Origin of the sequence: Ligilactobacillus murinus (assembly GCF_003288115.1) — a bacterium.
GTDB classification, from domain to species: Bacteria; Bacillota; Bacilli; order Lactobacillales; family Lactobacillaceae; genus Ligilactobacillus; species Ligilactobacillus murinus.
Map to the genome: position 1 here is coordinate 188,514 of NZ_CP023565.1, position 22,135 is coordinate 210,648.

General features: G+C 40.3%; 15 protein-coding genes. 12 read left to right on the forward strand and 3 right to left on the reverse strand.

The features are described from left to right. Window positions 1-325: 325 nt before the first annotated feature. Entirely contained in the window at window positions 326-1,198 is an 873-nt protein-coding gene (locus tag CPS94_RS00870; RefSeq protein WP_112195738.1) for a helix-turn-helix domain-containing protein, read from the forward strand. A 143-nt stretch (window positions 1,199-1,341) separates the two neighbouring features. Here the strand turns inward: CPS94_RS00870 and CPS94_RS00875 are convergent, their stop codons facing one another. Continuing rightward, window positions 1,342-2,655 (reverse strand): HD domain-containing protein, encoded by a 1,314-nt coding sequence (locus tag CPS94_RS00875; RefSeq protein ID WP_112195736.1) that lies wholly within the window; start codon window positions 2,653-2,655, stop codon window positions 1,342-1,344. Window positions 2,656-2,774: 119 nt separating this feature from the next. Here CPS94_RS00875 and CPS94_RS00880 point away from each other — a divergent pair, with 119 nt between their 5' ends. From CPS94_RS00880 to CPS94_RS00910, 7 genes are all read left to right on the forward strand, one after another. Further along, window positions 2,775-3,185 carry a DUF1934 domain-containing protein gene (locus CPS94_RS00880; protein ID WP_112195734.1) on the forward strand — a complete coding sequence of 137 codons (411 nt, stop codon included), beginning with the start codon at window positions 2,775-2,777 and terminating at the stop codon, window positions 3,183-3,185. A 44-nt stretch (window positions 3,186-3,229) separates the two neighbouring features. After that, window positions 3,230-3,802, forward strand: coding sequence for a DNA-directed RNA polymerase subunit delta (gene rpoE, locus CPS94_RS00885; protein WP_112195732.1), 573 nt, complete (start codon window positions 3,230-3,232; stop codon window positions 3,800-3,802). Window positions 3,803-3,973: 171 nt separating this feature from the next. Next, complete coding sequence (locus CPS94_RS00890) at window positions 3,974-5,572, forward strand: CTP synthase (protein WP_004048741.1); 1,599 nt, start codon at window positions 3,974-3,976, stop codon at window positions 5,570-5,572. Window positions 5,573-5,932: 360 nt separating this feature from the next. Continuing rightward, a complete protein-coding gene (locus CPS94_RS00895) occupies window positions 5,933-7,213 on the forward strand; it encodes a UDP-N-acetylglucosamine 1-carboxyvinyltransferase (protein ID WP_112195730.1) in 1,281 nt (426 codons plus the stop codon). Between the two features lie 24 nt (window positions 7,214-7,237). Beyond that, complete coding sequence (gene rho / locus CPS94_RS00900) at window positions 7,238-8,533, forward strand: transcription termination factor Rho (RefSeq protein ID WP_112195728.1); 1,296 nt, start codon at window positions 7,238-7,240, stop codon at window positions 8,531-8,533. A gap of 463 nt (window positions 8,534-8,996) precedes the next feature. Continuing rightward, the gene (locus CPS94_RS00905) at window positions 8,997-17,618 is read left to right on the forward strand and encodes a Rib/alpha-like domain-containing protein (RefSeq protein WP_112286314.1); all 8,622 of its coding nucleotides are present in this window, start codon (window positions 8,997-8,999) and stop codon (window positions 17,616-17,618) included. A gap of 202 nt (window positions 17,619-17,820) precedes the next feature. Continuing rightward, window positions 17,821-18,069, forward strand: coding sequence for a type B 50S ribosomal protein L31 (locus CPS94_RS00910; RefSeq protein ID WP_004049440.1), 249 nt, complete (start codon window positions 17,821-17,823; stop codon window positions 18,067-18,069). Window positions 18,070-18,112: 43 nt separating this feature from the next. On the opposite strand, the gene CPS94_RS00915 is transcribed toward CPS94_RS00910, so the two are convergent. Next, window positions 18,113-18,592, reverse strand: coding sequence for an ImmA/IrrE family metallo-endopeptidase (locus CPS94_RS00915; protein ID WP_004049438.1), 480 nt, complete (start codon window positions 18,590-18,592; stop codon window positions 18,113-18,115). A gap of 126 nt (window positions 18,593-18,718) precedes the next feature. On the opposite strand from CPS94_RS00915, the gene CPS94_RS00920 reads away from it, so the two are divergent. Next, window positions 18,719-19,246, forward strand: coding sequence for a helix-turn-helix domain-containing protein (locus CPS94_RS00920; protein WP_112194365.1), 528 nt, complete (start codon window positions 18,719-18,721; stop codon window positions 19,244-19,246). Further along, entirely contained in the window at window positions 19,231-20,106 is an 876-nt protein-coding gene (locus CPS94_RS00925) for an IS3 family transposase (RefSeq protein WP_331250495.1), read from the forward strand. The genes CPS94_RS00920 and CPS94_RS00925 overlap by 16 nt, the downstream gene beginning before the upstream one ends. A 50-nt stretch (window positions 20,107-20,156) precedes the next feature. Here CPS94_RS00925 and CPS94_RS00930 read toward each other — a convergent pair whose 3' ends face one another. Beyond that, window positions 20,157-20,588, reverse strand: coding sequence for a helix-turn-helix domain-containing protein (locus CPS94_RS00930; RefSeq protein ID WP_112195722.1), 432 nt, complete (start codon window positions 20,586-20,588; stop codon window positions 20,157-20,159). 529 nt (window positions 20,589-21,117) lie between these two features. Here CPS94_RS00930 and CPS94_RS00935 point away from each other — a divergent pair. Further along, window positions 21,118-21,375, forward strand: coding sequence for a hypothetical protein (locus tag CPS94_RS00935; RefSeq protein WP_112195720.1), 258 nt, complete (start codon window positions 21,118-21,120; stop codon window positions 21,373-21,375). 76 nt (window positions 21,376-21,451) lie between these two features. Next, the gene (locus CPS94_RS00940; protein WP_112195718.1) at window positions 21,452-22,135 is read left to right on the forward strand and encodes a hypothetical protein; all 684 of its coding nucleotides are present in this window, start codon (window positions 21,452-21,454) and stop codon (window positions 22,133-22,135) included.

Below are 22,135 nucleotides of genomic sequence, written 5' to 3' on the forward strand. Positions count from 1 at the left end.
TGGTTTTCATCAATATATGGAGCTAGTTTTTGATCATAAGTGACATAGATATCACCTCCTTTAAGTGATGTATTAAATGTATCGCTAATTTATACAAAAAGAAGATTTTTTCAAAAAAGGGTCATATATAAGAGATAATAGTATGAATACAAATATAACCCTATAAACCGACAATAATAATAATTTCTGATATTATTATTGAAGATAGATTTGAAAACTTCTCCATGATTAACACGCGCACCTTTTTCTTATTTCTTTTCCTTTGCATTAACTATATAATGAATAAAAAAATATTATTTTTTTGTTGTGAAAGTGGGAATTTCAAATGAAGTCACATCTAGGGAAAACACTCAGAAAAATTCGAGTAGGCAAACATGTAAGCTTAAATGCAGTGGCTGATGAGTATTTATCAAAATCTCAAATATCACGCTTTGAGCGAGGCGAATCCGAGATATCTTGTACTCGCTTGATCAATATTCTCGACAAATTACATGTTTTACTTGGGGAATTTCTTATCTTACATGATGGTGAGTATACGCAAACCGAAAACTTTGTTGATTTAGTGCAATATATCCGTAAAGAATATCCTACACAAAAAACGGATAATATTATTAAGTTACTTTCTGATACTTCGCGATATCAGTTAAATGATCTCGAGAAAACTATGATAAAATCAATAATTTATATGCTAGATCACTCGGATAAAATAAAGCCGACTGAAACCGAGATCTTGAATTTGACAGATTACTTATTCGAAGTTGAAATTTGGGGATATTATGAGATCACTTTACTGGGAAACTGTTCCAGAACGATTCCGTATCCTGCTTTTTTCTTACTTACAAAAGAAATGTTAAAAAACTATATTTACTCTTCTTTAAACAAAACCAATAAGAAGTTAGTTACACAATTGGCTATTAATTGTTTGATCGTAAGTATTGATAATAAGCAGTTTGAAAATTGTAAATATCTTATCCAAGAAATTAAAAAATTACTAGCTAATGAATTAAATTATTTTGAACAGACTGTCTTTCTTTATGCACAAGGATATTTTGAATTTGAGCAAGATATTACGACAGGACGCTCTAAAATGGCGCAAGCTTTACAGGTATTCAAAATTTTAGGCGAAAATGCTATCTATAGTCAGTATGCAGATCATTACACTAAGACCATAGGATCAAAAAAGCATAGTGGTATATAAAAACGGTCGTAAATGACCGAAAAGCCATTTACGACCGTTTTTATATATCATTAATTCCAAATTAGATCACAATGCCTTGCTACTAAAAAGAGGTAAGAGAAATACGACTTCGAGCATAAAAAACATCCATTTTTTCAGCCTCTTTAGATGAGCCGATCATTTTTGATGTGTTGCAAAAATTCTTGATAGTAAGGTTGAAAGATCTCTTGTTGCTCTTCAGGTGTACCTAACATCTGTTTAGGAAAGAAGAAGCGCTCGTCTCCTAGTTCTTTATCAGTCACAGCCTTGACTAGCGGTGAGACCTCGGATAGTTCTTCTAGTTCACCATTTGGTTGGATCAAATTGATCTTGGCTTTAGAATCATAAAGCGCATAGGGTAAGTTGAAACTATCATTAGTTGCAGTGTAGTAATTGGCATCATAGCCGGAATTAGTCACTAATGCGGCCAACTTTGGTAACAGCGCAGTTTGCTTTTCTGTGACGCGTACTGACTTTAAAGGTTGGCGATCTAAGAAGCGTTGGGCTAAGTCACTTAAGATCGGATCTTTGGCAGTTCGCCAGTTTTCAAAGCAAGTATTTAAGATCCCATCGTCAAGGCGCAAGTAATTTGCGAGTGTGAGATCTTTTTCAAAGAAAGGCCGTAACAGCTCGGCGGCAAAATCTTGAGGTAATTTACCAGCTAAATAGAGATCTTTAGCGCGCTTTAGCAAGTGGCCTAAAATAACTTCCATCGAGCGTGAAACGGGATGGAAATAGACTTGTTGATACATTTGAAGCCGACTGATGATATAATCTTCGACCGCATGCATCCCACTGTATTCAAAGACGATCCCATTTTTACTTGGACGCATGACACGTAAGATCCGGGTCAGATCAAAGGTTCCATAGTTAGCTCCAGTGAAATACGAATCGCGTAAAAGATAATCCATCCGATCAGCGTCGATCTGGCTAGAGATCATTTGGACGACTTGGGGATTTGGGTAAGTCTTAGCGATCACGCTAGCAACTTTTTTTGGAAAGTCAGGCGCGACTTGCTTTAAAACTGCATTGATCTGGGTATCTTCTGATGTGATGATCGTACGAGTCATCTCTTCATGATCGGTTTCAAAAATATGCTCAAATGTATGGGAGTAGGCCCCGTGTCCAACATCATGCAAAAGGGCAGCACATAAGGCTACTAAACGCTCATTATCATCCCAACCACCATCACCTTGTGTTTTAGTGGCATAGTTTCGTGCAAATAGATCACAGATCCGCCGAGTGATCTCATAAACGCCGACCGAGTGTGTAAAACGAGAATGCTCCGCACTATGAAAAGTGTAATTAGTCGTTCCCAGTTGCTTGATCCGCCGCAAGCGTTGGAATTCGCGGGTGTTGATCAGATCGAGAATAACTTGATGTTTGATATAGATATAGTCATGGATCGGATCACGCAAGACCTTTTCTAAAGGTAACATTTTTGAGGTATAGCGAGTTGTGATTTTAAAGCCCCCTTCGTAATAATTATTGTTATAATAAGTATATACGTTGAGTGATCAATTGTACATGTTTAGAAATGGGGTAGAGCGTTTTGACAATGCAAGTACCAGTAGAAATAAAATTAAAAACAGTTCAAACTCAGACGGGTGAGATCGAAAAATTTGAATTGCTCGAACAGGGTGAATTGACGCGTAAAGGAGAAACTATATATTTACGGTATACTGAGGCTAAAGCTGGCGCCCAAACGATCTTAAAGATCAAGCCAGCTGAATTATTGCTGACTAGACGCCAAGGGCAATTAGCTTTGCAGTTAAATTTAGTTGAAGGTCAGCAAACCAATGCTAAGTATAAGACCGCTTATGGGATCATTTCCTTGGTGGCCAAGTGCACGACTTACAAATATGAACCGCTCACCGAAACTAGCGGTGAGTTAAAGGTGGAATATCTTTTATATTCGGGTGAAGAATTATTGGGAGAATATAAATTAGAATTGCAATTCAAAGCTTAATATTGTAAGATGAAGAGTAAACTGTGGAAAGGACGTGTACCAGTTTGGAGCTAGAAAAATTCAAAGATGCTAACCGCAATGAATTATCAATGGTCGAAGTTGCACACGCAATTTTAAGTCAAAAAGGTGATGTGATGGCCTTTGCTGACTTAACAAACGCAATTCAAGAATATCTTGGTAAGAGCGACCAAGAGATCCGTGATCGTTTAGCGCAATTTTATACAGATTTAAATGTTGATGGCAGCTTCATCTCTTTAGGGGATAATCTTTGGGGCTTACGCTCATGGTATCCATTTGAATCGATCGACGAAGCCCTCGTTCACTCTGAAGACGAAGAAGAAGAATCTCGGCCACGCAAGAAGCGTAAGAAGGTCAATGCTTTCTTGGCTGATGCGACTGACGATGATGATGTGATCGATTACAATGATGATGATCCAGAAGATGTCGATCTAGATGACGATTATGATGATGAAGATAATGACGAAGATGGTGAATTGAAAGCTTATAGTGAAGATCTAAGCGATATCGACGATCCTGAAGATGAAGAAGATGATCTTCCAGATGGGATCGAAGGTCAGTTGACTGAATTATCAGATGTTGATTTAGAAGATCAATAATTTTATGCTTGACGGCAAGCAGTGTTTTATGTAAAATTCAATATGGGCGCTTCACTTATAGGTGAAGTCAGACGTACGACAAGGCAAGCTCCCTATTCTAAGAGATGAATAGGGAGCTTGTTATTTTTGTTAGTTCTACCCTGATAAATTAAATTAAAGGAGCATTTAATAATGACCAAGTATATTTTTGTTACGGGCGGCGTTGTTTCATCTCTAGGCAAAGGTATTGTTGCCGCTTCACTAGGCCGTTTATTGAAAAACCGCGGATTAAAAGTTACGATCCAAAAATTCGATCCATACATCAACGTTGACCCAGGGACAATGAGCCCATATCAACACGGTGAAGTTTTCGTGACCGATGATGGTACAGAGACTGATTTGGATCTCGGTCACTATGAACGCTTCATTGATATCAATTTGAACAAATACTCAAACGTTACAACTGGTAAGATCTACTCAGAAGTTTTGAAAAAAGAACGCCGTGGTGATTACTTAGGCGCAACAGTCCAAGTTATCCCACACATTACAAATATGATCAAAGAAAAGATCATGCGTGCTGGCACGATCACTGATGCAGATGTTGTTATCACTGAGGTCGGAGGTACAGTAGGCGATATCGAATCACTTCCATTCCTTGAAGCTTTGCGGCAAATGAAGTCTGAAGTCGGTAGTGAAAATGTTGTTTACATCCACACGACTTTAGTACCGTACTTGAACGCAGCTGGCGAAATGAAGACAAAGCCGACCCAACACAGTGTAAAGGAATTACGTGGTTTAGGTATCCAACCAAATATTTTGGTCGTTCGAACAGAAAAACCAATTTCTCAAAGTATGCGTGATAAGATCGCTAATTTCTGTGACGTTGAACCAGAAGCTGTGATCGAATCAATGGACGTGGATACACTTTATCAGATCCCATTGAACCTACAAGCACAACACATGGATGACATCGTATGTAAGAAGTTGCATCTTGAAACACCAGAAGCTGATATGACTGATTGGAGCAAATTAGCTGATAAGGTACGTAACTTAGATGGTGAAGTTAAGATCGCTTTAGTTGGTAAGTACGTTCAATTACCTGATGCATATATCTCAGTTAACGAAGCCTTGCGTCATGCAGGTTATGCGATCGATTCTAAGATCAAGATCGATTACTTTGATTCCGAAAAATTGACTGCTGAAAATGTGGCTGAACAATTAGGCGGCTATGATGGGATCATCGTGCCAGGTGGTTTTGGTGACCGTGGTCTTGAAGGGATGATCCAATCGATCCGCTATGCGCGTGAAAATGACGTACCATTCTTAGGTATCTGCTTAGGTATGCAAATGGCATGTATTGAATTTGCTCGCGATGTGTGTGGTCTTGAAGATAGCAATACGGCTGAAGTTGATCCTAATGCTAAGAATAAGATCATCGATCTGATGGCTGATCAAGCTGAAGTTCAAGAGATGGGTGGTACACAACGTCTAGGCATTTATCCATGTAAATTAAAACCTGGAACAAAGACAGCAAAAGCTTACGGTGACCAAGATGTGATCCAACAACGTCACCGTCATCGCTATGAATTTAACAACCAATACCGTGAGATCATGGCGCAAAAAGGTTTAGTCTTTGCTGGTACTTCCCCAAACAACCATTTAGTTGAAGTTGTGGAAATTCCTGAAAACAAATTCTTCGTGGCTGCGCAATACCACCCAGAATTCTTGTCACGTCCACAACGTCCAGAAGGTTTATTTGCAGCTTTCGTAACGGCGGCTGCTGGAAAATAGCGCATTTAAAAGCACTTCGATTTGAGGTGCTTTTTTTGTGCGCTAGCTTAAATTTATATAATTATGGAGTTATAGTATAATTAATACTATGGATGTTTGAATATGCATTGATCAGGTTCCTTGATTTTTAGCATTGCAATTTGAAATATTTTTTTAAATTGTAATGCTGTTTTAGTGTGATTTAAAAAATTAACTAAGATATTCCCTGATAAAGCACTAATTTACATTGAAACCTTAGCTTTTATCCTGTAAAATTCAATATGGCGCATTGTTTACTATTTAATGATCTGCGCAGACTATTTGATGATGATTCGAAAAGATATATATTTATTTAATTGATTTAGTGAGGAATTTAACAAAATGAAAAAAATGATTGTCAAGGGTTCGCAAAAATTGTCAGGGGAAGTGACGATCGGCGGAGCCAAAAATAGTACTGTAGCTCTTATACCAGCTTCCATTTTAGCTGATACACCTGTTGAATTTGATTCGGTTCCTGATATTTTAGATGTGCATAACTTAATGTTGATTTTAAAATCAATGAACGTAAAATCATTTTATAACCGAGGAAAACTTACCGTTGATCCAACAACGATCGAATCCACTCCACTGCCCGGTGGAGCTATTCGTAGTTTGCGAGCTTCTTATTATTTTATGGGCGCTTTGCTTGGAAAATTCGGTAAGGCTGTAGTAGGATTTCCCGGGGGCGATAATATCGGGCCACGTCCGATCGACCAACACATCAAGGGCTTTAAAGCTTTAGGAGCAAAAGTCGTTGAAAAAGATGACACGGTTTACATTACGACTGGTCCAGAAGGTTTACAAGGTGCACGGATCTTCTTTGATCTAGTTTCTGTCGGTGCAACGATCAATGTCTTATTAGCTGCAGTCAGGGCTAAAGGGACAACGATCATGGAAAATGTGGCCCGTGAACCAGAGATCGTTGATCTAGCAACCTTTTTAAATAACATGGGGGCTAAGATCCGTGGAGCTGGCACGGATGTGATCCGTGTACAAGGTGTTGATAGCTTAAAAGCGCAAAATATTCATACGATCATTCCTGATCGGATCGAAGCGGGAACATATTTGTCCTTTGCAGCAGCCAACGGCAAAGGGGTCTTAGTGAAAAATGTGATCACTGAGCATTTGGATCCATTTATTGCTAAGATGCAAGAAATGGGGGTGACCCTTGAGATCGATGAAGATAAGATCTATGTTCCTGGGGGTGATCTTTTAGCACCAGTTAGCGTCAAAACTGCACCTTTCCCGGGTTTAGCCACCGATCTACAACAACCTTTGACTCCACTTTTAATGAGAGCTAAGGGCAGTTCAACTATTATTGATACTCTTTATCCGCAAAGAATTAAACATATTCCTGAAATGCAAAAAATGGGAGCTAAGATCTCCAGTCAAGATGGTGTGATCACGATCGGTCATGCTAAGAATTTGATCGGTACAACGGTAGAAGCAGGTGAGATCAGGGCAGGCGTATCGTTGTTAGGCTTGGCTTTAATGGCAGATGGTACGACAACGATCACCAAGGCAGATAACATTTTACGTGGCTATGATCGGATCGTTGAAAAATTCCGTGGGCTAAACGTGGATCTGAAAGTTATCACTGAAAGTGAAACACTAGATTTTTAAAATAATTACGATAGAGGCGATCGCATGTCAGAAATGCAAACTTTAGAAGACTTACAAAAGAAGACTTTAAAAGAAATATATGAATATGCACGGAAATACAAGATCAAATATTATAGCCAAATGAACAAAAAGGAATTGTCGTTGGCTGTAATTCGTGCACAAGCAGAAGAGTCCAGCTTTGTGATGAAAGGTGTTTTGGAGATCTTTTATGATGAAGGTGGGTATGGTTTTTTGCGGCCATTAAATTATAGTCAATCAAAAGAAGATATTTATGTTTCAGCTTCGCAGATCAAACGGTTTGGACTTCGAAACGGCGATGAAGTCGTGGGCAAAGTTCGCCCTCCACGGCAAAATGTGGCTAATGATCGCTATGGGATGCTTTATATTGATTCTGTCAACGGTAAAAGTCCAGAAGAAGCAAAGGGCAGGCCACATTTTCCGGCATTAACGGCTAAATACCCTGATCGGCGTTTGCTTTTGGAATATGAGCAAAAGAAGTTGTCGACGCGCATGATCGATCTTTTTTCGCCGATCGGTTTTGGCCAACGTGGTTTGATCGTAGCCCCACCTAAAGCAGGGAAAACGACATTTTTAAAAGATATCGCTGCTGGGATCTCAAAAAATCACCCCCAAGCTAAACTGTTAGTTTTATTGATCGATGAACGCCCAGAAGAAGTTACTGACCTAGAAGAATACTTGGCCAAGATCAATCCCACTGGTGAGGTCGTTTATTCAACTTTTGATCAGCGACCGGAAAATCATGTACATATCTCTGAATTAGTCTTAGAAAGAGCAATGCGTTTAGTCGAAGATAAACAAGATGTGATCATTTTGTTAGACTCATTGACGCGCTTAGCACGGGCTTATAACTTAGTGGAGCCTGCTAGTGGAAAAACGCTATCTGGTGGTTTAGATCCAACTGCCTTATATCGTCCCAAAAAATTCTTTGGAGCAGCACGAAATGTCAAAGAAGGTGGAAGTTTGACGATCTTAGCGACAGCCTTAGTTGATACAGGTAGTCGGATGGACGATATCATTTTTGAAGAGTTTAAGGGGACTGGTAATCAAGAATTGCAATTGAGTCGCTTATTAGCTGAAAGACGGATCTTTCCTGCTGTTGATCTCAAAAAATCAGGGACACGTAAAGAAGAGCTGTTGCTTTCTGACGATGAACTTGAAGCGATCTGGAAGTTACGGCGAGCGATGAGTGATGATATTTTGAAAGATACTGAACAGATCTTGAAGATCCTACGTCAAACTAAGAGTAATGCAGATTTTTGCGCTCAGATCGATCAACTCGAATTATCAAATCGGCGATAAATAGCTAATTTAGCATAGATTTATAGACCTATATTTAGAGTTTTTTTAGCTCCTAGGTATAGGTTTTTTATTTTGCTTGAGTGAATGGCAGTTAAAGCAGAGTAACAAAAAAATATATTTAAATTTTATTAATTATCTTTTAAAGGTTATACTGTGATTGTAGTTCTTAAAAATAATTAGCCAATATAACGCTGAAAATCAATCGGTTTTATAAAAAATATGATCAAAATTATAATTTTTAACTAAATAAAGTCATAGAGTTATCAGGCTGTGAATGATGCAGTTATAACCAGACTTTGTAGCGTTTTTATGTTGGATAAAACAATGAAATTAGAATATAATATAAATATAGATGAGAAAAAGTGTTGTTTTTGTATTAAAAATGTTTTAAATTATATTATATATTTACCAAAGTGTTAATTTTGTGTTTTTTTACATTAGAAATACAGTAGGAGGTATTAAGATGCTCTCGAAAAACAATAAGAGATTACAAGCTGAGAAAATGGAGCCCAAACACCAACGCTTTGCAATCAAAAAATTTACGGTGGGGGTAGCGTCAGTTCTTATTGGGACGACATTTGCGATCAATATGGGAACAAAAGTCGTTTCGGCTGATGAAACTACAGCTCAAACGACTGAAGTGGTAGGTGATAGTTTAGCTGAAACATCTTCTGAGAAGAATGAGGCGACTTCAGAGGAAACGTCTGTGGCTACTACTAGTGAAAATGAGGTAGTTGCTCCTGAAGTGACAGCACAAGAAACACAAGCCAAAAAAGAAGAGACCTCAGATGCTAAGCAAACACAGAGCCCAGAAGAGACGAACTCAAATGAGTCCGCTACTGAGACCAAAATCTCAGATCAAGATCAAAATAAGACTGAAACTTCTACAGCACCCCAAGCTACGGAAACAGCTTCTGCTTTTAGAAGTGCATCTGAGACAACTGTAGCACCAACAACTGCTGAGACAACAGCACCTGAAGAAACAGCAACTTCAGAAACAAAAAATCCACAATGGCCAGCTGCTGCGGATGCTGCAGTGACAAACGATAATGGGATCTATACACCACAGATCTCGTACAATAGAAAGTTTTGGACATTCCAAGCTAATCCAGGGATGATCACAGATGAGGTCGCTAAAAGTAACACGATCCCATTTTCGATGGCTGAGCAACGGACTGGTGGGACGGTCGTAACTTCTAAAGATTACAAGATCCGTTTGCAACTCGATAATCGTTTAGTAGATAGTGTTTCTGAAGTTTCATTGACACAAAGAGATGATACGAATAAGACGATCTTCTTTGAACGCATCTTAGATGATGCTGGCAATAAAACTAACATTTGGGAAGCAACACTATTAGATATTTTCAATGAACCAGTAGTTGGCTATGCATATTTAGCTGAAAATGGTCGGATCGTGTTAAATGATACTGTCGAAAATGTCTTAAATAAGATCTCAGATGTAGAGCAAAACCCATTACTCTATAACGCTTACGTATATGATGCTTCAAGTAGGACTGCTTTACTTGCAACCAACAATGAAGGTTACATTGTTGGACCTAATGATCCTTTGAGTGAAAAGCAAGTCACTCCTACGTACAGTGAAAATAAAAAGGATACGAAGTTTATCGGAAGCCATAACGTCATTTCCTATGACAAAACGATCGGCGAAAATGGAGCATTGGTGGTCTTTTATCAAGCAAGTAAGAAGGGGAGTTGGACTAACGGCACAGGTTTAGTCTTTAACTATGGGATTGATCCAGCTTTATTACCATATCTTGAAAAAACAGGTGATGCCTATACGGTCGAATTAAACAAGATAAAAAATGGCGATCAGTATGGCTTTGTTCAGGATAAAACAAATAAGTTGTGGATACCGTTAAATTCTACAGATACAACTAAAGTAGCAGATCTAACGCTTGATGCTAATGGTACTGGGAGTTATGCTCCCGCTGATATCAACGATAAGATCCAATTTGGTGGTTTCGCAAGTGAAGCAAGACCGGTTGCCTTACTTTTGGTCTATCGGTTGAATCAAAAACCAGATGAGATCTATGCTTCGCTCAAAAAAGACGGTAAGGCTGGTGGAAGCTTACTTTTCAATAATTATTTTACTGATACTAATGGTGTAGTTCAAAATTACTCGATGGCTTCTAATTTGATCGCATTCGATGATTCTGACGGTGATGGGATCCCAGATTTAAAAGAAAAAGCTGATCTGACTAACCCATTAGTTTCAATGCCAAATATTTCGAATGTGTATGTTTCTGAAAATAAGGTCCATGGTGAATTAGTTTTCAACCAAGCTGAAGGGACCAAGCAAGAGGTCACAGTAACAGATGAAAAAGGGACAGTTTATGGTTCGACGACTGTTACACCTGAACGCTTTGATGGGGTCGCTAAAGCCCAAAAATTTGATATTCCGTTGACTAAAACTTTACCAGCTGCCGGGACCAAGTTGATCGTATCCGTAAGTACCATCGCTTCTTCAGGCGATAGTGTGTCTAATAATTTACCACAAAAAAATGAAGTCACGCTAAAAGAAGGTGCGATCGCTAAGACTGATCTGAAATATTATACCGGAGTAACAGTAGGCGATGATGCTAAAAATGCTATCGAAAATACGGCTAATTTCCCAAAAAATGCGACTTATGCTTGGGTAACTAAGCCTAATACGACCCAAGCTCAAACTACATCTGGTCAAGTTAAAGTGACTTTCCCAGATGAACTTGATCCAACATATACGCATGAATTGTTGGTAACTGTGCCAGCAACAGTGACGGATATCGATCTTACAAAGAGCACGATCGAAGTCAACAAGCCAACGCTACATGTTAACCAAGATATCGATACTGTTAATGATATGTTGACTAGAGATTATGTAGAAAATGAGCTTATCAAGAAATTGACGCTAGCTAATGGGACCGTGTTTGAAGGACAAGAATTAAAAGATGTTTTGAACGCGTTCGTAGCCGAATATTCTTGGGCAGATGATCCTGATACAACTACCGCTGGTGAAAATATCGACGTTCGTTTAAGAGCAAAACTCAACAATAAGCGAACTACATCTTGGCCCATGAAGATCGATGTTGTCGGGGCTCAGGCTAAACCAGACTTACAAACACCTTGGGGAACTGAATTAGAGGCTTACAAAGTGATCGCTAATACAGACGAGTTAGAGCGGTTTGATACGGCTGATAAGAAAGTCAGTTATGCTTGGAAAGAAAAACCAAACTTTAAGCCAGGAGTTTCAGCCGATCACCATGTTCCTGGGGTCGTAGTCGTGACCTATCCCGATGGTACGACTCAAGATGTGCCTGTAACGATCAAGGTGGGAGATTCTCAAGCAGATGCATTTGCTGCTAAAGATAAGACAGCGACTACCCAAAAGATCACTGTTCATTACGGACAAACCGTAAATCCAAATGCTGGCTTAGTAGATCCAACAGGTAACAATGTGAAGAGTAGTGCATTTGTTACACCAGTAAATACAACGACCGCAAGTAATAGTGAGCACCCAGCAACAGTGACGTTTACAGATGGCTCGACAGCTCCAGTCGATATTTTAGTTGAAGTCATTGTCGCAACACCAAAATCGGATGCCACTACACCATGGGGGAAAGTTCCAGAAGCTAAGAGTTTGATCGCTAATACAGAGGCTTTGGCACAATTTGACCAATCAGCTAAGCCAGTGTCTTATGCTTGGAAACAAGAGCCAAACGTTAAGCCAGAAGTTGGTGCCACAGACCGCAAGGCAACTGGTATCGTGACGGTGACGTATCCTGATGGTACGACCCAAGATGTTGAGGTCAATGTTTTAGTTGATAAGTCAGATGCAGATACTTACACACCAAACGGTCAAGAAGTAAAAACACCAGTCGGTGGTACACCAAAAGCAACAACAGGAATCGCCAACTTAGATGAATTACCAAAGGGTACGACAGCTACTTGGAAAGAACCAGTGGATACGACGACACCAGGCCATAAAAAAGGTACAGTGGTAGTAACGTATCCAGATGGCACGACAGAAGAAGTGACAGTACCAGTTAAGGTGGGTACAGATGCGCAGATCAATGAACCAACAGCCCAAGAAGTAAAAACACCAGTCGGTGGTACACCAGAAGCAACAACAGGTATCAAAAACTTGGATGAATTACCAGTAGGTACGACAGTTGCTTGGAAAGAACCAATCGATACGACGACACCAGGCCATAAAGAAGGCACGGTGGTAGTAACGTATCCAGATGGCACGACAGAAGAAGTGACAGTACCAGTTAAGGTGGGTACAGATGCGCAGATCAATGAACCAACAGCCCAAGAAGTAAAAACACCAGTCGGTGGTACACCAGACGCAACAACAGGTATCAAAAACTTGGATGAATTACCAGTAGGTACGACAGTTGCTTGGAAAGAACCAATCGATACGACGACACCAGGCCATAAAGAAGGCACGGTGGTAGTAACGTATCCAGATGGCACGACAGAAGAAGTGACAGTACCAGTTAAGGTGGGTACAGATGCGCAGATCAATGAACCAACAGCCCAAGAAGTAAAAACACCAGTCGGTGGTACACCAGACGCAACAACAGGGATCGCCAACTTAGATGAATTACCAGCAGGCACGAAAGCTGCTTGGAAAGAACCAGTGGATACAACGACACCAGGCCATAAAGAAGGTACAGTGGTAGTAACGTATCCAGATGGTACGACAGAAGAAGTGACAGTGCCAGTGAAAGTGGGTACAGATGCGCAGATCAATGAACCAACAGCCCAAGAAGTAAAAACACCAGTAGGTGGTACACCAGACGCAACAACAGGTATCAAAAACTTGGATGAATTACCAGTAGGTACGACAGTTACTTGGAAAGAACCAGTCGATACGACGACACCAGGCCATAAAGAAGGTACAGTGGTAGTAACGTATCCAGATGGTACGACAGAAGAAGTGACAGTACCAGTGAAAGTTGGTACAGATGCGCAGATCAATGAACCAACAGCCCAAGAAGTAAAAACACCAGTCGGCGGTACACCAAAAGCAACAACAGGAATCGCCAACTTAGATGAATTACCAGCAGGTACGACAGTTACTTGGAAAGAACCAGTGGATACAACGACACCAGGTCATAAAGAAGGCACGGTGGTAGTAACGTATCCAGATGGCACGACAGAAGAAGTGACAGTACCAGTTAAGGTGGGTACAGATGCGCAGATCAATGAACCAACAGCCCAAGAAGTAAAAACACCAGTCGGCGGTACACCAAAAGCAACAACAGGAATCGCCAACTTAGATGAATTACCAGCAGGCACGAAAGCTACTTGGAAAGAACCAGTGGATACGAAGACACCAGGCCATAAAGAAGGCACGGTGGTAGTAACGTATCCAGATGGTACGACAGAAGAAGTGACAGTACCAGTTAAGGTGGGTACAGATGCAGATATTTACACACCAAACGGCCAAGAAGTAAAAACACCAGTCGGTGGTACACCAGAAGCAACAACAGGTATCACAAACTTAGATGAATTACCAGCAGGCACGAAAGCTACTTGGAAAGAACCAGTGGATACGAAGACACCAGGCCATAAAGAAGGCACGGTGGTAGTAACGTATCCAGATGGCACGACAGAAGAAGTGACAGTACCAGTTAAGGTGGGTACAGATGCGCAGATCAATGAACCAACAGCCCAAGAAGTAAAAACACCAGTCGGTGGTACACCAGAAGCAACAACAGGTATCAAAAACTTGGATGAATTACCAGTAGGTACGACAGTTGCTTGGAAAGAACCAGTGGATACGAAGACACCAGGCCATAAAGAAGGCACGGTGGTAGTAACGTATCCAGATGGCACGACAGAAGAAGTGACAGTACCAGTTAAGGTGGGTACAGATGCGCAGATCAATGAACCAACAGGCCAAGAGGTAAAAACACCAGTCGGCGGTACACCAGACGCAACAACAGGAATCGCCAACTTAGATGAATTACCAAAGGGTACGACAGTTACTTGGAAAGAACCAGTGGATACGAAGACACCAGGCCATAAAGAAGGCACGGTGGTAGTAACGTATCCAGATGGTACGACAGAAGAAGTGACAGTACCAGTTAAGGTGGGTACAGATGCAGATATTTACACACCAAACGGCCAAGAAGTAAAAACACCAGTCGGTGGTACACCAGAAGCAACAACAGGTATCACAAACTTAGATGAATTACCAGCAGGCACGAAAGCTACTTGGAAAGAACCAGTGGATACGAAGACACCAGGTCATAAAGAAGGCACGGTGGTAGTAACGTATCCAGATGGCACGACAGAAGAAGTGACAGTACCAGTTAAGGTGGGTACAGATGCGCAGATCAATGAACCAACAACTCAAGAAGTAAAAACACCAGTCGGCGGTACGCCAGACGCAACAACAGGTATCAAAAACTTAGATGAATTACCAGCAGGTACGACAGTTACTTGGAAAGAACCAGTGGATACAACGACACCAGGTCATAAAGAAGGTACAGTGGTAGTAACGTATCCAGATGGCACGACAGAAGAAGTGACAGTACCAGTTAAGGTGGGTACAGATGCGCAGATCAATGAACCAACAGGCCAAGAGGTAAAAACACCAGTCGGCGGTACACCAGACGCAACAACAGGAATCGCCAACTTAGATGAATTACCAGCAGGTACGACAGTTACTTGGAAAGAACCAGTCGATACGAAGACACCAGGCCATAAAGAAGGCACGGTGGTAGTAACGTATCCAGATGGTACGACAGAAGAAGTAACAGTACCAGTTAAGGTGGGTACGGATGCAGATATTTACACACCAAGCGGCCAAGAAGTAAAAACACCAGTCGGTGATACACCAGACGCAACAACAGGAATCGCCAACTTGGATGAATTACCAAAGGGTACGACAGTTACTTGGAAAGAACCAATCGATACGAAGACACCAGGCCATAAAGAAGGCACGGTGGTAGTAACGTATCCAGATGGCACGACAGAAGAAGTGACAGTACCAGTTAAGGTGGGTACAGATGCGCAGATCAATGAACCAACAGCCCAAGAAGTAAAAACACCAGTCGGTGGTACACCAGAAGCAACAACAGGAATCGCCAACTTAGATGAATTACCAAAGGGTACGACAGTTACTTGGAAAGAACCAGTGGATACAACGACACCAGGCCATAGAGAAGGTACAGTGGTAGTAACGTATCCAGATGGTACGACAGAAGAAGTGACAGTACCAGTGAAAGTGGGTACAGATGCGCAGATCAATGAACCAACAGCCCAAGAAGTAAAAACACCAGTCGGTGATACACCAGAAGCAACAACAGGAATCGCCAACTTAGATGAATTACCAAAGGGTACGACAGTTACTTGGAAAGAACCAATCGATACAACGACACCAGGCCATAAAGAAGGCACGGCGGTAGTAACGTATCCAGATGGTACGACAGAAGAAGTGACAGTACCAGTTAAGGTGGGTACGGATGCAGATATTTACACACCAAACGGCCAAGAGGTAAAAACACCAGTCGGTGGTACACCAGAAGCAACAACAGGAATCGCCAACTTGGATGAATTACCAGCAGGTACGACAGTTGCTTGGAAAGAACCAATCGATACGAAGACACCAGGCCATAAAGAAGGCACGGTGGTAGTAACGTATCCAGATGGCACGACAGAAGAAGTGACAGTACCAGTTAAGGTGGGTACAGATGCGCAGATCAATGAACCAACAGCCCAAGAAGTAAAAACACCAGTCGGTGGTACACCAGAAGCAACAACAGGAATCGCCAACTTAGATGAATTACCAAAGGGTACGACAGTTACTTGGAAAGAACCAGTGGATACAACGACACCAGGCCATAGAGAAGGTACAGTGGTAGTAACGTATCCAGATGGTACGACAGAAGAAGTGACAGTACCAGTGAAAGTGGGTACAGATGCGCAGATCAATGAACCAACAGCCCAAGAAGTAAAAACACCAGTCGGTGATACACCAGAAGCAACAACAGGAATCGCCAACTTAGATGAATTACCAAAGGGTACGACAGTTACTTGGAAAGAACCAATCGATACAACGACACCAGGCCATAAAGAAGGCACGGCGGTAGTAACGTATCCAGATGGTACGACAGAAGAAGTGACAGTACCAGTTAAGGTGGGTACGGATGCAGATATTTACACACCAAACGGCCAAGAGGTAAAAACACCAGTCGGTGGTACACCAGAAGCAACAACAGGAATCGCCAACTTGGATGAATTACCAGCAGGTACGACAGTTGCTTGGAAAGAACCAATCGATACGAAGACACCAGGCCATAAAGAAGGCACGGTGGTAGTAACGTATCCAGATGGCACGACAGAAGAAGTGACAGTACCAGTTAAGGTGGGTACAGATGCGCAGATCAATGAACCAACAGCCCAAGAAGTAAAAACACCAGTCGGTGGTACACCAGAAGCAACAACAGGAATCGCCAACTTAGATGAATTACCAAAGGGTACGACAGTTACTTGGAAAGAACCAGTGGATACAACGACACCAGGCCATAGAGAAGGTACAGTGGTAGTAACGTATCCAGATGGTACGACAGAAGAAGTGACAGTACCAGTGAAAGTGGGTACAGATGCGCAGATCAATGAACCAATCGTTGTTCCGATCACTAGCGAAATTGGTAAATTACCTACTCCAGAAGAATTTATCTCTAACTTAAATGAATTACCAACTGGAACAGTTGTAACTTGGAATGGTGAACCAAATGTTTCTAAAGCCGGAAATGTAAAAGTATCATTATTAGTGACATATCCAGATGGATCAAGTGAAGTGCTTGAAGCTGAATTGATCATCGTTGGTGAGACAAAGGAAATGGTACAAAGACCGCAAACTAAACCAAATGTTGCAGCTACTACTGATGAGCAAGTTAAACCGATGAGTACAACTAATGAGCCAGCAAATGCTGAAAATAAACCAGATGAGTTGCCACAAACAGGTGACATTGATGGTCAAAAAGTCTCAGCGCTGGGAATGTTGTCAATGCTTGCTGGGCTCTTTGGTATTGGAGTTGCTAAGCGTAAAAAACGTGACGAAGAATAAATTCTGATCGCTGATATAGCGATAAGCGCTTTTAAAGAGGTCTCGTAAGCTCAAATGTTCACGGGACCTCTTTAATTTAGATGATAAAAATCGTAAAAGCTAATTGCAACAAATTTCGATTCGTGTTATCATGTTATTTGTTGTATAACACGAAAATAACTCTGACCCAGCAAATGGATCAGGGCAAAGGAGCGAACTTAGAATGAAACAAGGAATCCATCCAGATTATCACAAAGTTGTTTTCATGGACTCAGCTACAGGCTATAAGTTCTTGTCTGGTTCAACAAAGACAACTGAAGAAACAATTGAATGGGAAGACGGTAACACATACCCATTGATTCGTGTGGAAATCTCCAGCGACTCACACCCATTCTACACAGGTAAGCAAAAATTCACACAAGCCGATGGTCGTGTGGATCGCTTCAACAAGAAATACGGTTTTACAAACTAGGATATTTCATGAAAGCTACGGTTTTGACCGTGGCTTTTTTATTTTAAAATAGTAATTGCGCAAGTCGCTGATGTTGTAATTGCATTTGCGAAAACGTATCTAAGAATAATGCCTTACAATGTTTAGGGATCCCTAGTTCACACATCAATGTATCTGGACCAACTTCTAGGTCCATTGTGGCGTAGTAATGACATAAAAGTAAGATGATCGCAAATCGATCGGCTTCGGCTTCAAAGTGTGAGATGAAACGACTATGGGATGTATATTGAAGCAGTAGCGGTCTGATCCCTTTATGAAGCAAAATGTGTCCTAGTTCGTGTGCGACTACAAAACGTTGCGTAGCGGTGTTAAGTTGTTGATTGAGATAGATCAATGAGACATCACAGTAAGTGGTTTTAAAGCCTAAAATATCGCCGAGTTCAAAATATAAGATCTCAATATCTAAAGTAGCGCAGAGAATATAGGGATCAAAAGTGCGGTCGTATCGTTTGAGAGCAATGACTTTTTCGAATAAACGTTCCATTTGCAACCCTCCTGAACATATGTTTGGTTTTAGTTTAGCACTTACAACAGAAAAGTAAAAGAAAAAGTCCTCTATGAAGTGAACCCCCTAAGTTGGACAAAGGAATCTGACTTAGGGGGTTTTACTATGACTAAATTTTCTTTTGAGGATAAGTTGCAGGCTGTAAATATGTATCTAAGAGGCTATGGAAGTAACACAGTAGCTAAAGTTTATAAAGTGAAGAATCACTCAAATATCCTTATGTGGGTCAAACGATATCAAAAATATGGTATTGATGGGTTAAAAGTTCGCCGCCCTAAATACGATTACGATGGAAATTTTAAGCTCAACGTTTTAAACTGGAGAAAAAGACATAAGGCTTCCTATCCGGAAACAGCACTTCAGTTTGATATAAGTAATCCTGGGACGATCGCGACTTGGCAACGTAAATTGGATACTAAAGGTGTTGATGCCTTATTTACTAGAAGAGGACGGGCTAAACACATGACGACCAACAATAATAAACAAGCAGAAAAATCAGAATTATCTGAATTAGAACGTTTACGAGCTGAGAATCGTGCTTTACGGGTTGAAAATGAATACTTAAAAAAACTCGATGCCTTGGTTCAGAAGCGCGGACATCGCAAGAAAAATATCAAATCATCCAAGAATTAAGGCAAAAATTTAAATATACATTGGATGAAATACTACCTTACACTAGTCTTAAACGTAGTACATTTTACTATCAAGCCCAACGAATAAACAGGCGAAAAAATAAAGATGAGGAGCTATTAAAGCTTATAAAGGAGGTCAAATCAAAGCACCCGTGTTTTGGTTATCGTACAGTAACACTGAAATTACGATCTCAAGGCATAAAAGTAAATCATAAGCGTGTTAGTCGCATCATGCGAGAAAATGATCTATCAGCGCATATGTATAATAAACAAAGGCGAAAATATAATTCTGCCCTTGGACCACAAGGTAAGAAAGCTAAGAACTTATTACATCGACGTTTTGATACACATTTACCATTTCAAAAAATGGTGACCGACGTAAGTGAATTTAGGTATGGAAATAAGACACAAGAAGAACGTGTCTATCTTTCACCTATCAAGGATCTATGTACAGATGAAATAGTAAGCTATAGTATCAGTAAGCATCCAACAACAGCCTTCGTGGTAAAACCGTTGGATGCATTGATAAAACTTAGACCTAAATTAAACTATCGTATGACTCTCCATAGCGATCAAGGTGTCCAATATCAGAGTGTCCAATGGCGAAAGAAGCTAAAGGAAAATAGGATCTTTCAAAGCATGTCTCGTAGGGCAACATGCTTAGATAATGCACCCATGGAAAGTTTTTTCCACACAATGAAAGTAGAGCTATATCACAATAAAGAATATACAACACAAGAAGAGTTGGTCAAAGCAATGATCAGCTGGATCAGCTATTACAATAACGAACGGATAAAGGTCAAACTAAAAGGCAAGACACCGGTAGAATACCGACATCTTGCCTTAAGAAATATAGTCTAAATAGAGTGTCCAACTTTATGGGTTCACTTCACTAAATTTAGAGAACTTTTCTAGTTATTACCATAATGCTCTGCTTGCTTGCGTTGACTAAGTTCTAAACCGATCTCAAGGGCGTTAGCAAGTAACTTGCGATTGTCAGTTGTTAAAGGTAGACCATCAAAGTTTAGATCAGGTTCATTTTCAGTAAGATCGATCAAGTCTTTGATCTTGCGTGCTAGATCTTTTGCAGTTTGTTCATTATGTTTGTGATAAAGCGTTTCTCCCTTAGGAACATTGGCAGACTTTTTCCCTAAGATAAAATCAGTTGAAACATCGAAGATCTCAGCTAATTTTAAGATCTCTTCTGCTCGTAACGGGCGATCACCATGCTCGATCCGTCCCATAACATTTTTATTTAACCCCATCAATTTAGCTAATTGTGCTTGCGATAGGTTGTGACTTTCTCGAAGTGTGATGATAACTTCGGGGATCGTTGACTTCATATCACACCTCCTTTATCAATTTGACCAGATGAAGTATCAATGGAAAAAAAGTGGGTGCAAAATGAAGACATTTTATTGACATACCTATTATAGAGTGATATATTCATAGTGCAAAGGATTTAGGTATATCTAAAGGTTGTCTCTATTTTGTTTGCACTGTTAAAAAGATCAATATTACTTTCCCGTATATTGGTCCATGTCCACTGACGATATTAAAACTTATATCAGCGATTGCGCCAACAATAGCTGGTTAGCTTTGATCAATTATGACACAATCATAGCATAATTTTTATATCCTGTCATTTTCAAGTTTTAGGTTAAGTAGTGAAGCACTACCGTATCAGCCTTAGGGCGTTAAAAGCTTGTCGTCCTGAAATCAGTCGAAATCTGATAAAACATTTTTCTGTCATTATGAGTTATAATGACAAAAAATCGATCTTTTTAGATCGAGCTTGTTCAAACTTATTGTCATGAGGGTGACCTGATGTGGGTCCCCTTTTTGCTTTACTAAAAATTAGGGGGAATATATATGTTACTGATCAAGAGTAATAATTCAAAACAGCAAGTGTTAGATCAAGCATTAAAAAAGTTGACAGAAGATTTACATTTGAAGCTTGTTGCATTTGCTGTTGCTGAACTTGGAGTCTGTGAGGCAGAAATGGTCGTTTTCTTGCTTGACCGGCAATCACGCCTAAAACTACCATTACTACAAGAGGGATTGTTGGAACGCAAGATCAAAACTAAGGTACTTGAAACGAAAAATTATGGACTTTTTCCAACGATTTGATGGTAATTGCTTGCTAAATTTGGGTACTTATCCTTTAATTAATACATAGCAGTATTTTTTTGAAGGGAAGAAAAGCATGCAAAAAAGCAGTTTTAGTGAACGGTGCTTGAATATATTTTTACTATTCGTCGTTATTTCAATGGTATTATCCTTTGGACTTACCGTTAAAGATGCCTTATTAGGCCCTACGGCAGATCAAGGAGCGGCTTGGTTTTTGGCGCTTGAGATCATATTAGGTTTAGTTATCGTATTGATCCCCAAGTGGGCTGCTAAGCGCTTGGAGATCTATTTACCACCGACATTGTATTTGTTCTTTGCTCTTTTTATTTACGGTTCAGTTTATTTAGGGACAGTTTACCACTTCTATAGTGTTCCATATTGGGACAAAGGTCTGCATTTGTTAAGCGGTGCATTGTTAGGTGGGTTTGCTTTTTCAGCTTTTGGCGCGTTAGTTCCAGAGGATGCTATTGCGAAGATCTCACCTTTTTTTATTGGTATGTATAGTGTAGCCTTTGCGGTTTTTTGTGGTGTGTTATGGGAATTCTATGAGTTTACGTGTGATAGTTTTGGTATGAATCTTCAACGTTATATGCAGGCGGGACGTCCATTAGTTGGACGAGCTGCGTTGATGGATACAATGGGCGATCTATTCGCTGATTTTATCGGAGCATTGATTTTTGCAGTGGTAGCTTATTTACAACTAAAGAAAAATCGTAATTGGTTAAAAACTTTTTTCTTTAAACGAATTGAACAAAAATGA